This is a genomic window from Acidovorax sp. FW305-C-20-28 (assembly GCF_058783375.1).
Genome location: NZ_JBYSYM010000030.1, coordinates 26,426 through 41,943 on the forward strand (window position 1 = coordinate 26,426; position 15,518 = coordinate 41,943).

5 protein-coding genes are annotated in these 15,518 nt (G+C 71.8%); 4 read left to right on the forward strand and 1 reads right to left on the reverse strand.

The annotated features are described in order from the left end of the window. Window positions 1-52 precede the first annotated feature (52 nt). The 4 genes from AC3WOH_RS27360 (at window position 53) to AC3WOH_RS27375 (ending at window position 14,378) form a co-directional block, all read left to right on the forward strand. A complete protein-coding gene (locus tag AC3WOH_RS27360) occupies window positions 53-4,261 on the forward strand; it encodes an RCC1 domain-containing protein (protein WP_492232458.1) in 4,209 nt (1,402 codons plus the stop codon). A gap of 165 nt (window positions 4,262-4,426) precedes the next feature. Then, window positions 4,427-8,614 (forward strand): RCC1 domain-containing protein, encoded by a 4,188-nt coding sequence (locus AC3WOH_RS27365; RefSeq protein ID WP_492232459.1) that lies wholly within the window; start codon window positions 4,427-4,429, stop codon window positions 8,612-8,614. Between the two features lie 185 nt (window positions 8,615-8,799). Continuing rightward, on the forward strand, window positions 8,800-13,014 hold the full coding sequence (locus AC3WOH_RS27370) for an RCC1 domain-containing protein (RefSeq protein WP_492232460.1): 4,215 nt from the start codon (window positions 8,800-8,802) through the stop codon (window positions 13,012-13,014). A gap of 173 nt (window positions 13,015-13,187) precedes the next feature. Further along, window positions 13,188-14,378 carry an MFS transporter gene (locus tag AC3WOH_RS27375; protein ID WP_492232461.1) on the forward strand — a complete coding sequence of 397 codons (1,191 nt, stop codon included), beginning with the start codon at window positions 13,188-13,190 and terminating at the stop codon, window positions 14,376-14,378. A gap of 148 nt (window positions 14,379-14,526) precedes the next feature. On the opposite strand, the gene AC3WOH_RS27380 is transcribed toward AC3WOH_RS27375, so the two are convergent. Further along, on the reverse strand, window positions 14,527-15,516 hold the full coding sequence (locus tag AC3WOH_RS27380; protein WP_492232462.1) for a tripartite tricarboxylate transporter substrate binding protein: 990 nt from the start codon (window positions 15,514-15,516) through the stop codon (window positions 14,527-14,529). Between the last annotated feature and the right edge of the window lie 2 nt (window positions 15,517-15,518).

Genomic DNA, 15,518 nt, shown 5'->3' on the forward strand with positions numbered 1-15,518 from the left:
GCAGCGTGCGCGCCGGTGTGCCCGTTCGAATCCTGAAAGCGATGGTTCCCCCATGAGCGCCCCTGCCTGCCGCCCCGACCTCTCCCCCCGCACTGCCCTGCGCCGCACCCGGGCCCTGCCGGCCTGGCTGCTGCTGTTGTTGTTGCCGCTGCTGGCCCTGGTGGCGGCGCCCGCGGCGCGCGCGCAAGACGCCTCGTGGCTGGGCCAGCCGGTGCAGCAGGTGGTGTCGGGTGCCCACCACAGCTGCGCGCTCACGGCGGCGGGCGCGGTGTACTGCTGGGGCCGCAACAACCTGGGCCAGCTGGGCAACAACACCACCATCGACTCCAGCACGCCGCAACCGACCTGGGACCTGGGCAACAGCGTGATCGCGCTGTCGGCGGGGCACAGCCACACCTGCGCGCTGTCCTCGACCATGGGGGTCGCCTGCTGGGGCGACAACAGCTTGGGCCAGTCGGCCTACCAGTTCGGCACCTATGCCACCCGGCCCGCGAGCCCGGTGACCGGCTCGGGCACGGTGGTCGGCATTGCCACCGGGCGCGCCCACTCCTGCCTGCTCGACACCACCGGGGCGGTGGTTTGCTGGGGCGACAACAGCCATGGCCAGTGGGGCATTGGAACGAGCGCGGGCAGCAGCTACCGGCTCGGGGCCGCGCCCACGGGCCTTTCCAGCGGCGTGGCGGCCATCACGGCCGGCGAGTACCACAGCTGCGCGGTGATGGCCCGCACGGGGGCCGTGCGCTGCTGGGGCAACAACGCTGCGGGCCAGTTGGGCAGCGGCAGCGCCGCCCCGCTGGGCACCACGCCCCAGGCGGTCACGGGCCTGCCCGCCATGGCCAGCGTGGTGGCCGGGGCCAGCCACAGCTGCGCGCTGAGCACGGCCGGGGCCGCCTGGTGCTGGGGCGCGAATGCCTCTGGCCAGCTGGGCAACGGCGGCAGCACCAGCGCCAACACGCCCCAGGCCGTCACCGGCCTGGCCAGCGGCGTGGCGGCCCTGGCGGCCAGTGAGCGCCACAGCTGCGCGGTGACCACGGCCGGTGCCCTGCGCTGCTGGGGCGACAACAGCAGCGGCCAGTTGGGCAACGGCAGCACGGGCGGCGGCGCAAGCACGCCCCAGGCCGTGCCGGGCATGGCCAGCGGTGTGCTGGGCGTGGGCACGGGCTACGGCCAGACCTGTGCGGTCACCGCGCCCGGGGCCCTGCGCTGCTGGGGCGCCAATGCCTACGGCCAGTTGGGCACCGGCAGCACCACCGATGCCAGCAGTCCCCAGGCCATGGGCTTGGCGGACGGCACGGTGGCGGCCTCGCTTGACGCTGGGTATGGCCACACCTGCGCCGTGACCACGGGCGGCGGCGTGCATTGCTGGGGCTCGGGGGGCTTTGGCCAGCTGGGCAATGACAGCCTCAACGACGCCTACACGCCCCAACCGGTCAAGGGCCTGGCCACGGGGGTGGCGTCGGTGACCACGGGCTTCGCCCACACCTGCGCGCTGGGCACGGACGGCACGGTGCAGTGCTGGGGGTTCAACGGCTACGGGCAACTGGGCGATGGCACCTACAGCAATGGCGGCATACCCCGGGCCGTGGTCGGCTTGCCGGCCGCCCCGGTGCAGGCCATTGCGGCGGGCCGCTCCCACACCTGCGCCCTCATGGCCGGCAGCGGTGCGGTGTACTGCTGGGGCGACAACAGCTCTGGCCAATTGGGTGACGGCACCATCGTCATCCTCATCGCCAACACCGCCCAGCCAGTGCAGGGCCTGAGCGGCGCCAAGGCCATCGCGGCCGGCGCCAGCCACACCTGCGCCATCACCGCGGCCGATGCGCTGGTGTGCTGGGGCTACAACTTCTTTGGCGCCCTGGGGGACGGCACCAACAACCATGCCAACCAGCCCCGACCCACGGTCTTGGCGGACACCGTCACCGCCGTTGCCGCAGGCGGCGGGCACACCTGTGCGCTGACCACGGGCGGCGCGGTGAAATGCTGGGGCCAGAACAGCGAGGGCCAGTTGGGCGACGGCAGCATGACCAACACCAACACGCCGCAGGATGTGGCCCCCCTGGGCAGCGGTGTTGCATCGATCGCGGTGCGCAGTGACTCCAGCTGCGCCACCACCTCGGCGGGCGCTCTGTGGTGCTGGGGCAAGAACAGCTCCGGGCAACTGGGCAACGGCGGCTCGGCCAACGCCAGCACGCCCGTGGCCATCACCAGCCTGGGCAGCGGCGTGCAGGCCATCGCCTTCGGCAACACCCATGCCTGCGCGCTCAGCGCCGCCGGGGTGCTGCATTGCTGGGGCGATGGCAGCATGGGCCTGGTGGGCAGTGGCGGCAACTGGCTCACCCCCGCGCCCGTACCCATTGCCCAGGTGCAGACCATCGATTTCCCCGCGCTGGCGCGCATGCCCGTGCAGGGCACCAGCATCACCCTGGACGCCACGGCCACCAGCGGCTTGGCCGTGGAGTTCGTGTCGCTGACCCCCTCGGTGTGCAGCGTGGGCAACGGCACCACCCTTACCGCGGAGCCCAGCACGGCCGGCCACTGGTGCGCCGTGCACGCCACGCAGCCCGGCGGCGCGCGCTACGTGCTGCCCGGCACCGTGACCTTCGACGGCTCGGGCTTCACCCGCGCCCGCTCGCAGCTGCGCCTGCTGCTGGTGCACTCCGGCGCGCCCGATGCGCCCACCGCCGCGGCGGCCAACGCCAGCGACGCCCGTGCCACCGTGGGCTGGACGGCGCCCACCTACCCAGGCACCGGCGCCATCACCGGCTACACCGCCACCGCCGTGCAGGACAGCAGCAAGACCTGCACCCCGGTGCCTGCCACCGCCACCAGTTGCACGGTGAACGGCCTGACCAATGGCACGGCCTACACCTTCACCGTGAAGGCGACCAACGCCGCGGGCGACAGCGACCCATCGGCCGCCAGCGCCCCGGTCACGCCTACGGCCGCGCCCGCTGGCGGTGGCGGCGGCGGTGGCGCCCCCGCGGGCCTGCCCATCAACAGCCCCGGCAGCACGACCACCATCACCGACCCCACCGTGCCCCTGATCGTGGGCCCCGAGGCCGTGGGCGCCACCATCGTGCTGCCCGGCACCGGCACCACGCCCGTGCCGCTGCAGCTCAGCGTCAACGGGCAGTCGCTGACCGTGACCGCTGTGCCCGGCACGCAGCTGCAGGTGGCCCAGGTCAAGGGGCAAACGGTGCTGGTGCTCGTCGTGCTGCAGGGCTCTGCGTCCATGACCTCGACCGCCCCGGGCCAGCCCATGTCGCTGGCGGGGGAGGTGCTGCTGAGTTCGGGTTCTGCGGGCACGCGCATCGATGCGCAGCCGCTGGCCGTTGCCGTGGTCAGTGGTTCGCTGGTGCCGCCTGCAGGCAGCCTGCCCGCACTGGGCGACAAAGGCCTGATGGCGGGCGAGCGCCTGCAGATCGATGCCACCGGCAAGGTCGTTGCGATCACGCTCGGGTCCATCAAGGGCGATGGCTCGCAGCCGGGGGATGCGATGGTGTTTGCCAACCTGCCGACCTCGATCACCGTGGATGGCAAGGTTTTTGCCCGCATCGCGGGCACCGTGCCGCGCCTGGCCGGTGCCAACCTCACGCAGGGCCTCGAAGTGACTGCCTCGGGTGTGCTGCTGCTGCGCGATGGCAACCAGGTGCTGCAACTGCTGCCCACGCAGCCCATCACCATCGACGCGCGCCTGCCCGATGGCGTGAGCTTCACGCCGCTAGGCTTGCTGCGCTGGGTGCGTGGCGGCGTGGTGGTGCAGTTCGCACCCGCCGTGGCCGACCTCGCGGGCCTGGCCAGCGCGGTGACGGCCGTGCTGCCCGATGCCAAGATCAAGCTGGGTGCCGAGGGTGTTCTGCAGCTGACGACCGGTGGCGCGACCTACGTGCTCAGGCCCGACTGGGCCGGTGCAGGCACGGCCACGGGCACGCCCAGCATCGGCGTGGATGCGCAAGGCCGCATCTATCTGCAGATCGGCGCCAACGGGCCCAAGCAACTGCTGCTGCCCGCACTGCTGAGCCCCACGCAGGCGCAAGCCCTCTTCACCGCTGCCCTGCCCAGCTCCGCACTGGCTGTGCGCTCGGGCAGCAGCGATGGCTCACTCACCCTCACCCTGGGCGGCGCACAGTGGCGCCTGGTGCCGCAGTGGGTGCTGCCGGGCAACGATGCCGCGCAGACCACCCCCTGGCGTCTGGGCGCCGATGGCGTGCTCTACCTCAAGCTGGGCACCCAGGTGCAGGGCGTGAAGATCGCGGACTGAGGCCCTGGCCGCCCCCCTCTGACAAAGGCTCCTGCGGGAGCCTTTGTCACAAGAACTAGGGACATACAAGCGGGGCGGAAACATCTAGATTCCTGCGGTAACAAAGCACCGGCGCAGCGCGCGCTCCGGTGTGCCCGTTCGAATCCTGAAAGCGATGGTTCCCCCATGAGCGCCTCTGCCCGCCTCCCTCACACGCCTCCTGGCACCCACCGCAGCCTGGCCCGCTGGGCCCTGGCCTGGCTGGCCGGCCTGCTGCTGGCCCTGGGCGCGGCCTCGCCTGCACAGGCGCAGGCCAGCGCGGTGCCCGCGTCGATACTGGGCAGCCCGGTCAAGCAGGTGGCGGCGGGCGGCAACCATGTCTGTGCGCTGACGGCGGAGGGGGCGGTGTACTGCTGGGGGGACAACAGCTCCTACCAGTTGGGCAATGGCAGCTCTGTCGACGCCAGCACGCCCCAGCCGGTCACGGGCCTGGGGAGCGGGGTGATGGCCATTGCGGCGGGGGGCAGGCACACCTGCGCGGTGACCACGGACGGCAAGCCGCTGTGCTGGGGCGCCAACAGCTTCGGCCAGGTGGGCGACTACACCACCGGCACCGCCATCGTGCCCAGGGAGGTCTTTGGCCTCAGCTTCCATGTGGTGGCCATCACGGCAGGATTCCAGCACACCTGCGCGCTGCTCACGACGGGTGCGGTGTCTTGCTGGGGCGACAACTCCCAGGCCCAGGTGGGCGATGGCCTCGGCGGCTATAACGTTCCGCTGGCTTGGAACATTCCCCGGCAGGTGAGGGACCTGACCAGCGGTGTCGCAGCCATTTCGGCCGGGGAGAACCACACCTGTGCGCTGACCCAGGCGGGCGCGGTGCTGTGCTGGGGCTTGAACAATGCAGGCTCGCTGGGCAACGGCAGCGGTGCAATGTATGCGGTCACTCCGGAACCCGTCACGGGCCTTTCCAGCGGCGTGGCCGCCATCGATGCGGGGGCCGCCCACACCTGCGCGCGGACCACGGCGGGCGCGGCATGGTGCTGGGGCTGGAATTTCTACGGCCAGTTGGGCACCGGCAACACCACCAGCGCCGACACGCCCCAGCCCCTGCCCGGCCTGGCCAGCGGCGTGGCGGCGATTGCGGCGGGGGAACGCAACACCTGCGCGATCACCACAGCGGGGGCCCTGCTGTGCTGGGGCGTCAATGACTACGGCCAGCTGGGGGCCGGCACCACCGGTGGCAGCGTCAACACCCCCCAGGCCGTGCCGGGCCTGGCCAGCGGCGTGGCAGCCGTGGATCTGAACCACCGCTACACCTGCGCGGCCACCACGGCAGGGGCCCTGCAGTGCTGGGGCATGAACACCAACGGCCACCTGGGCAACGGCACCACCACCGATGCCAACACCCCCCAGCCCGTGGCCGTGCTGGGCGGCGCGCTGGTGTCTGCCGCCGCGGGCAACCGGCACAGCTGCGCCATCAGCGCGGCGGGTGGCCTGCATTGCTGGGGCCAGAACCTTCAGGGCCAATTTGGCAACGGCAACAACACCGACAGCTGGACGGCCCAGCCGGCGGGGGGCATGGCGCGCGGGGTGGCCGCGGTGGCCCCAGGCCACAGCCATACCTGCGCGCTGACCACGGCAGGCGCGGTGCACTGCTGGGGCGAAAACACCCAGGGGCAACTGGGCGACAACAGCACGGCGAACCGCAACACGCCCGTGGCCGTGCAGGGCCTGCCCGGCGCGGTGAAAGCCATTGCGGCAGGCTACGCGCTGAGTTGCGCCCTCACCGACGCCACCGGCGAGGTCTACTGCTGGGGCGCCAACAATTTTGGCCAGGCGGGCGATGGCAACGCCCCCACCGACGCCACCACCGCCCAGCGGGTGCAGAACCTGCCCGCCGGGGCCAAGGCCATTGCGGCCGGCAACCACCATGCCTGCGCCATCACCGCGGCCGACGCCCTCGTGTGCTGGGGCCGCAACTTCTTCGGGCAGTTGGGCGACGGCACGAACACCAACGCCAGCACCGCCCAGGCCGTGCCCAGCCTGGCCAGCGGCGTGGCGGCCATCGGCATGGCGAACGACACCACCTGCGCCGTGACCACGGCGGGCGCCGTCCTGTGCTGGGGCAACAACTCCTCGGGCCAGCTGGGCGACGGCACCACGACCAACGCCAACACGCCGCAGCAGGTGCCCAACCTCACGAGCGGCGTGGCATCGGTGGGGGCCGGCCTGTTCCATGCCTGCGCACGCACCACGGCGGGCGCCGTGTGGTGCTGGGGCGGCAACAGCTCCGGTGAGCTGGGCAATGGCAGCACGGCCAATTCGTCCACGCCGGTCGCGGTGCAGGGCCTGGCCAGCGGGGTGCAGGCCCTCACGGTGGGCGGCAGCTACAACTGTGCGCTCACGGCGGGCGGGGCACTGCAGTGCTGGGGCGACAACGGCCTTGGCAAGCTGGGCAATGGCAACACGACCAGCCGCAACCTGCCCACCCCCATCGCCACAGGGCAGACCATTGCCTTCGCCGCGCCCGTGCCCCTGCCCGCGCAGGGCACCAGCAGCACCACCCTGGCCGCCACGGCCACGAGCGGCATGGCCGTGCAGTTCACCTCGGTGACGCCCTATGTGTGCAGCGTGAGCGGCGACACGCTGACCGTGCTGCCCAACATGACCGACGGCTGGTGCGGCGTACAAGCCAGCCAGAGCGGCGGCACGAACGCACAGCATGCGGGCTATGCCGCCGCCCCGCCCCAGCTGCTGCTGCTGCGCGTGCAACTGGGCCTGCCCGACGCGCCCACCGCCACCGCCGCCACCGCAGGCGAGACCAGCGCCACGGTGCGCTGGACGGCGCCCGCCTACACCGGCGGCCGCCCCCTCACCGGCTACACCGTGACCACGGTGGAGAACACCGCCAAGACCTGCAGCGTGACCACCGGCAGCCCCCTGCCCACCACCTGCACCGTGCCGGGCCTGACCAACGGCACGCCCTACACCTTCACCGTGCGCGCCACCAATGCCGTGGGCGACAGCGTGGAATCGGCCCCCACCAGCCCGGCCGTGCGGCCCGCAGAAGCCCCCACGGGCGGCGGCGGCCCGGCCACGGTCACCATCAACAGCAGCGGCACCACCACCATCACCGACCCCACGCAGCCCATCACCGTGGGCGCAGGCGCGGCCGGGGCGGTGATTGCGCTGCCGGGCACGGGCACCACGCCGGTCACGCTGCAGTTGGCGGTCAACGGCCAGTCCATGAGCGTGACCGCGCTGCCCGGCACGCAGTTGCAGGTGGCCCAGGTCAAGGGGCAGACGGTGCTGGTGCTCGTCGTGCTGCAGGGCTCGGCCTCGATGACCTCGACCGCCCCGGGCCAGCCCATGTCGCTGGCGGGGGAGGTGCTGCTGAGTTCGGGTGCTGCGGGCACGCGCATCGATGCGCAGCCGCTGGCCGTTGCCGTGGTGACCGGTTCGCTGGTGCCGCCAGCCGGTTCGCTGCCCGCGCTGGGCGACAAGGGCCTGATGGCCGGCGAGCGCCTGCAGGTCGATGCCGCTGGCAAGCTCGTGGCGATCACGCTGGGGTCCATCAAGGGCGATGGCACGCAGCCGGGGGATGCGATGGTGTTTGCCAATCTGCCGAACTCGATCACCGTGGACGGCAAGGTGTTTGCGCGCATCGCTGGCACCGTGCCGCGCCTGTCTGGCGCCAACCTCACGCAGGGCCTCGAAGTCACGGCCTCGGGTGTGTTGCTGCTGCGCGATGGCAACCAGGTGCTGCAGTTGCTGCCCACGCAACCGATCACCATCGATGCGCGCCTGCCCGATGGCGTGAGCTTCACGCCCCTGGGCCTGCTGCGCTGGGTGCGCGGCGGCGTGGTGGTGCAGTTTGCGCCCGCCGTGGCCGACCTCGCAGGCCTGACGACAGCGGTGACGGCAGTGCTGCCCGATGCCAAGCTCAAGCTGGGCGCCGAGGGCGTGATCCAGCTGACCACCGGTGGTGCGACGTACGTGCTCAGGCCCGACTGGACGGGCGCAGGCACCACCACCGGCGCGCCCAGCATCGGCCTGGACGCGCAAGGCCGCATCTACCTGCAGATCGGTACCGGCGCCAAGCAACTGCTGCTGCCCGCGCTGCTGAGCCCCACGCAGGCGCAAGCCCTCTTCACTGCCGCCCTGCCCGGCTCCGCACTGGCTTTGCGTTCGGGTAGCAGCGATGGCTCACTTACGCTCACGCTGGGTGGTACGCAATGGCGCCTGGTGCCGCAGTGGGTGCTGCCCACCGGCAACGATGCCGCGCAGACCACGCCCTGGCGCCTGGGTGCCGATGGCGTGCTCTACCTCAAGCTGGGCACCCAGGTGCAGGGGGTCAAGATAGCGGATTGACCCCCACCAAGCCAGGGCCTTGTCACAAGAACTAGGGACAGACAGGCGGGCCGGAAACATCTAGATTCGCGCGGTAACAAGCAACCAACGGTGCAGACAGGCGTGCCGGCGTGCAGGCACGCCCCTACCTGGCCGTTGCTTGTTGGTCCGTTCGATCGTTCGATGCCTCCCCTGAAAGTCCGCCCATGAGCGCCCTTGCCCGCCTGCCCTCCCCTTCACCCTGCAGCCCCCACCCCGCACCCCACCGCACCCTGGCCCGCTGGTCAATGGCCTGGCTGGCGGGGCTGTTATTGCTGCTGCTGGCCCTGGGCACCGCCCTGCCGGCGCGCGCGCAGGCCACGGCGGTGCCGGCCTCGATCCTGGGCGATCCGGTGCAGCAGGTGGGCCTGGGCAGTCGGCAAACCTGTGCGTTGACGGCGGCGGGGGCGGTGTACTGCTGGGGCGATGGGTACGACGGCAGGTTGGGCAATGGCGGCACTGCCAATGCCGACACGCCCCAGCCGGTTACGGGCCTGGGTAGCGGCGTGGCGGCCATTGCGGTGGGCGAGGTCAGCGCCTGCGCGCTGACCTCGGCGGGCGCAGTCAAGTGCTGGGGCAACAACATGTATGGCAGCCTGGGTGATGGCAGCACCACCAACGCCAGCACGCCCCAGCAGGTCCAGGGCCTCACCAGCGGGGTGGCCGCCATCGCGGCGGGGACCGCTCACACCTGCGCGCTGACCACGGCCGGTGCCATGCTGTGCTGGGGCTACAACGCTTACGGCCAGGCGGGCAATGGCACGGCCAATATCCTCACACCCCAGCCGGTCACGGGCCTTTCCAGCGGCGTGGCGGCCATGGCCCTGGGCGGTGGGCACACCTGCGTGGTGACCACGGCGGGGGCGGCCCAGTGCTGGGGCGCCAACAACAGCGGCCAGCTGGGCAATGGCAGCACCACCGATGCCAACACGCCCCAGCCCGTCACGGGCCTGGCCAGCGGCGTGGCGGCCATTTCCGCGAAAGGGTCTCTGACCTGTGCAATGACCACGGCGGGGGCGGCCCGGTGCTGGGGCTTGAACTACGCCGGCCAGCTGGGCAATGGCAGCACCACCGATGCCAGCACGCCCCAGCCCGTCACGGGCCTTTCCAGCGGTGTAGCGGCCATCTCGGCCGGGGGCGCGCACGCCTGCGCGCTGAGCACGGCGGGGGCCGTGCAGTGCTGGGGCCGCAACAACAATGGCCAACTGGGGCTGGGCAACGGCAACTCCATGTATGCCACCACGCCCCAGCCCGTCACGGGCCTCTCGGGCGGCATGGCAGCCATCGGGACCGGGGCCGCCCATAGCTGCGCGGTCACCACGGCCGGGGCCCTCCAGTGCTGGGGCTCCAATGGCTACGGCGATTTGGGCATCGGCAGCAGCACCCCCGGCTCGATCGACACCCCGCAGCATGTGCTCCGGCTGGGCGGCGCGCTGGGCAGCGCGGCCACCTCCATCGCAGGGGGCGCATCGCACACCTGCGCCGTGTCCGCCGCCGGCCAGGTGCTGTGCTGGGGCCGCAACGACTCAGCCCAGCTGGGCAAGGGCGACACCATCACCGCCACGCTGCCCCAGCCGGTCACGGGCCTCTACAGCGGCTACACATCGGTCGCCACGGGCGAGGTCCACAGCTGCGCACTGGCCAGCGATGGCAGCGTGCAGTGCTGGGGCGACAACGCCAGCGGGCAACTGGGCGACGGCACCACCACCGGGGCCCTCACCCCCACGGCGGTGACCAGCCTGCCCGGCGCGGCCCAGGCCATTGTGGCGGGCAGCAACTTCACCTGCGCCCTCATCACCCCCAGCGGCGCGGTGCTCTGCTGGGGCGCAAACATCTGGGGCCAGTTGGGCAACAACACCAACACGCCGGCCAGCACACCCCAGGCCGTGCAGGGCCTGGCCAGCGGTGCCAAGGCCCTGGCGGCAGGCCATGGCCATGCCTGCGCCATCGACGCGGCCGACGCGCTGGTGTGCTGGGGCATCAATGCTGCGGGCCAATTGGGCAACGGCACCAGCGTCAATGCCAACACGCCCCAGGCGGTCGCGGGCCTCGCGGGCGGCGTTGCGGCCGTCACGGCAGGCCGCGAGCACAGCTGCGCACTGACCAGCACCGGCGTGCTCAAGTGCTGGGGCGCCAACGCGTCTGGCCAACTGGGCGACAACAGCCAGACCGCGGCCGACACGCCGCAGGACGTGGTGAGCCCGCCCAGCGGCATCGCCGCCATCGGCGCGGGCCGGGACTTCACCTGCGCCCGCACCAGCGCGGGCGCCCTGTGGTGCTGGGGCGACAACAGCACGGGGCAACTGGGCAACGGCGGCACGGCCAATGCCAGCACGCCCCAGGCGGTGGTCAGCCTGGGCAATGGCGTGGAGACCTTCACCACCGGCCATGGGCACGCCTGCGCCATCACCACGGCGGGCGGGCGCGGGCTGCAGTGCTGGGGCGACAACCAGTTTCGCCAGCTGGGCAGCGGCAATGTCAGTGCCACGCAGCGCCTGCTGGCCACCCCCACGGCCCAGGGGCAGACCATCGACTTCCCCGTGCTGGCGCACCCGCCCGCGCAGGGCAGCGCCACCAACCTGGTGGCCACGGCCAGCAGCGGCCTGGCCGTGGAGTTCGAGTCGTGGACGCCCGATGTGTGCACCCTGGCCGGCAGCCAGCTGCAGGTGCAGCCCGGCAAGGCCGGCCACTGGTGCGGCGTGCGCGCCCGCCAGAGCGGCGGCACGGGCGCGCAGGACGCGGGCTTTGTCACGGCCCGCCCGCAGACGCAGCTGCTGCTGGTGCACTCGGGCCTGCCCGATGCGCCCACCGCCGTCGCCGCCACGGCAGGCGAAGCCAGCGCCACGGTGCGCTGGACGGCCCCGGCCTACGACGGCAGCTACGCCCTCACCGGCTACACCGTGACCACGGTGGAGAACACCGCCAAGACCTGCAGCGTGACCACCGGCAGCCCCCTGCCCACCACCTGCACCGTGCCGGGCCTGACCAATGGCACGCCCTACACCTTCACCGTGCGCGCCACCAACGCCGTGGGCGACAGCGTGGAATCGGCCCCCACCAGCCCGGCCGTGCGCCCCGCAGAAGCCCCCTCGGGCGGCGGCGGCCCGGCCACGGTCACCATCAACAGCAGCGGCACCACCACCATCACCGACCCCACGCAGCCCGTCACCGTGGGTGCAGGCGCGGCCGGTGCGGTGATTGCGCTGCCGGGCACGGGCACCACACCGGTCACGCTGCAGTTGGCGGTCAACGGCCAGTCCATGAGCGTGACCGCGCTGCCCGGCACGCAGTTGCAAGTCGCCCAGGTCAAGGGCCAGACGGTGCTGGTGCTGGTGGTGCTGCAGGGCTCGGCGTCGATGACCTCGACCGCCCCGGGCCAGCCCATGTCGCTGGCGGGCGAGGTGCTGCTGAGTTCGGGCGCTGCCGGTACACGCATCGATGCGCAGCCGCTGGCGGTGGCCGTGGTCAGTGGCTCGCTGGTACCGCCTGCAGGCAGCCTGCCCGCACTGGGCGACAAGGGGCTGATGGCGGGCGAGCGGCTGCAGATCGATGCGACCGGCAAGGTTGTTGCGATCACGCTCGGCTCGATCAAGGGCGATGGCACGCAGCCGGGTGATGCGATGACCTTCGCCAACCTGCCTGCGTCCATCACCGTGGATGGCAAGGTGTTCGCACGCATCGCGGGCACCGTGCCGCGCCTGGCCGGTGCCAACCTCACGCAAGGCCTCGAAGTCACGGCCTCGGGCGTACTGCTGCTGCGCGATGGCACGCAAGTCCTGCAACTGCTGCCCACCCAGCCCATCACCATCGACGCCCGTCTGCCCGATGGCGTGAGCTTCACACCGCTGGGCCTGCTGCGCTGGGTGCGTGGTGGGGTCGTGGTGCAGTTCGCGCCCGCCGTGGCCGACCTCGCAGGCCTGGCCAGCGCGGTGACGGCCCTGCTGCCCGATGCGAAGATCAAGCTCGGTGCCGAGGGCGTGATCCAGCTGACGACCGGTGGCGCCACCTATGTGCTCAAACCCGATTGGGCCGGAGCGGGCACCACCACGGGCACACCCAGCATCGGCATGGATGCGCAGGGCCGCATCTACCTGCAGATCGGCACGGGCGCCAAGCAACTGCTGCTGCCCGCGCTGCTGAGCCCCACGCAAGCACAGGCCATCTTCACTGCCGCACTGCCCGGCGCCGCCCTGGCCGTGAAGTCGGGTGTGAGCGATGGCTCCCTCACCCTCACCCTGGGCAACGCACAGTGGCGCCTGGTGCCGCTGTGGGTGCTGCCCGGCAACGATGCCGCGCAAACCACCCCCTGGCGCATGGGCGCCGATGGCGTGCTCTACCTCAAGCTCGGCACCCAGGTGCAGGGGGTGAAGATCGCGGATTGAGGGGTGTGGGTGGGCCATCGGGCACAGGGCACAGGGCACAGGGCACAGGGCAGGTTGCGATTCGGGCACGCTGATCACAGGTCCGCAAGTGGCCAGCAGGCCGGCGCAGCAGCGCGGACCATCGGGGTTTCAGGAGCCTTGCCACGACCTCGCCGCTGCCCCATCCCTTTGCCATGCTGACCGGTGCCAACCTGGCGGCACAGTTCGCCGAGCAATTGAGCCTGGCGGCCGTCCCCATGGTCGCCGTGCTCCTGCTGAACGCGGGGCCTGGCGAGATCGGACTGCTGGCCGCAGTGCAGACCCTCCCCTTCCTGCTGCTCTCGTTGCCGCTGGGCCTGGTGGCCGATCGCATGCCCCGCCGCCGGCTCATGCTGGCTGCGGAGGGGCTGCGCGCCGCGTCGCTCATGGCCCTGCTGGCCGGGGTGGTGCTGGGGCACCTGTCGATCGGCTACCTGGCGGTGCTCGGCTTTGTCGGCGCAGTGGGCACGGTGGCGTTCAGCGTGGCGGCGCCCGCCCTGGTGCCCACGCTGGTTGCCCGCGCATCGCTGGCGCAGGCCAATGGGCGGCTCGAGCTGGCGCGCAGCGTGGCCTTCGCCAGCGGGCCGGCCGTGGGTGGCGCCATGGTGTCCTGGTCCGGGGCGCCGGCGGCGTTTGTGCTGGCGTCCGTGATGTCGCTGGCGGCCATGGCCCTGCTGTGGCGGCTCCATGAGCCGGCCGCGTTGCCGCGCGCGCCACGCCACCCGTTGCGCGAAGTGCAGGACGGTGCCCTGTTCGTCTGGCGCAGCCCGCTGCTGCGGCCCCTCGTGCTCACCGCGGTGGCGTGGAACATCGCCTGGTTCGTGCTGCAGGCGGCCTATGTTCCGTATGCCATGAGGGTGCTCGGCCTGGACGTCGGCGCGGTCGGCATCACCCTGGGTGCCTACGGCGCAGGCATGGTGGTCGGGGCGCTGCTGGCACCGCGGATGGTCCGCATCCTGTCGCTGGGGCGTGCGATCCAGGTCGGGCCGATGGTCTCCATGCTCGCTGCCGCGGTGATGGTCTCGACGCTCGCCGTGCCCAGCGCCTGGTTGGCCGCCACCGCCTTCTTCCTGTTCGGTGCCGGGCCCATCGTGTGGACCATCACGTCGACGACGCTGCGCCAGGGCCTCACGCCCGGCAACATGCTGGCGCGTGTCGGCGCGTTGTTTCTGACGGTGAACGCCGGCGCACGGCCCGTGGGCGCGGCCCTGGGTGCGCTCGCAGGCGAGCGCTGGGGAGAAAGTGCCTGCCTGTGGATGGCGATGGCGGGCTTCACGGTGCAGGCACTCTTGATTCTGCGGCCGCAGATCGGCGCACTGCGGGGAATGCCCGCGGCGGTGGCTTAGGAGTCCCCCGCGCGCCGCTCGCCCCCACCGGCCTGGCCGGCCGCGCAGGCGCACAGACGACGCCCTGGCGCCTGGGTGCCGATGGCGTGCTGTACCTGAAACTCGGCACTCAGGTGCAGGGAGTGCAGATCGCGGACTGAGGCCCCCGCTAATCCACCTTGATATTGCGCGCCTTGACCAGCGCGCCCACGCGCGTGATCTCGGTGGACACGAAGGCCGCGAACTCCTGCGGTGTGGTGCCTGCTGCGGCGGGCTCCAGGCCCATGGCGAGCAGCTTGTCCTTGACCTTGGTGTCCTGCAGCGTGGCGCGCACGGCGGCGGTGAGGCGGGCCACCACCTCGGGCGGTGTGCCCTTGGGCAAGAAGATGCCGTTCCACTCCACCACGTGGTAGCCGGGTAGGCCCTGCTCGGCCAGGGTGGGGGTGTCGGGCAGGCCGGGCACGCGCGTGGCCGAGCTCACGGCCAGGGCGCGCAGCTTGCCCGCCTTCACATAGCCCAGCGTGGAGGCCACGTTGCCGAAGTACGAGGCCACCTGGCCGCCCATCACATCGGTGAGCGCGGGCGCGCCGCCGCGGTAGGGCACATGCATGAGGTTGATGCGCCCCTGCTCGTTGAGCGCCTCGGCCGCCAGGTGCGAGCCCGTGCCGCCACCGGCCGAGGCGAACGAGAGCTGGCCCGGGTTCTTGCGTGCAAAGTCCATGAACTCGGCAAAGCTTTTGTACGGCGCAGCCGCCGGCACCACCAGGATCTGCGGCGCCGTGACCACCAGCGAGACGGGAATGAAGTCGCGCGCTGCATCGAACGGCAGCTTGCGCAGGCTCGGGTTCACCGAGAAGGCCGAGGCGTCGTACAGCACGGTGTAGCCATCGGCCGGGGCTTTGGCCACGGCGTCGGCGCCGATCACGCCGCCCGCGCCGGGCTTGTTGTCGATGATGACCTGCTGGCCCAGCACTGTGCCCAGGTGCTGCGCCACGATGCGCGCGGTGTTGTCGGCCCCGCCGCCGGGGGCGTAGGGCACGACCATGCGGATGGGCTTGTCGGGCCAGGCGGCAGCCGATGCCGCCAGGGGCATGGCAGCCGCCACGAGGGTGGCCACGCCTTGCCGCAGAAAGGCCCGCCTGGTGTTCAGAAAATTCATGG

Bases quoted from the DNA above. Each gene is read 5' to 3' on its own strand.
- AC3WOH_RS27360 (WP_492232458.1), top strand. From the start codon at position 53: ATGAGCGCCCCTGCCTGCCGCCCCGACCTCTCCCCCCGCACTGCCCTG.
- AC3WOH_RS27365 (WP_492232459.1), top strand. From the start codon at position 4,427: ATGAGCGCCTCTGCCCGCCTCCCTCACACGCCTCCTGGCACCCACCGC.
- AC3WOH_RS27370 (WP_492232460.1), top strand. From the start codon at position 8,800: ATGAGCGCCCTTGCCCGCCTGCCCTCCCCTTCACCCTGCAGCCCCCAC.
- AC3WOH_RS27375 (WP_492232461.1), top strand. From the start codon at position 13,188: ATGCTGACCGGTGCCAACCTGGCGGCACAGTTCGCCGAGCAATTGAGC.
- AC3WOH_RS27380 (WP_492232462.1), bottom strand. From the start codon at position 15,516: ATGAATTTTCTGAACACCAGGCGGGCCTTTCTGCGGCAAGGCGTGGCC.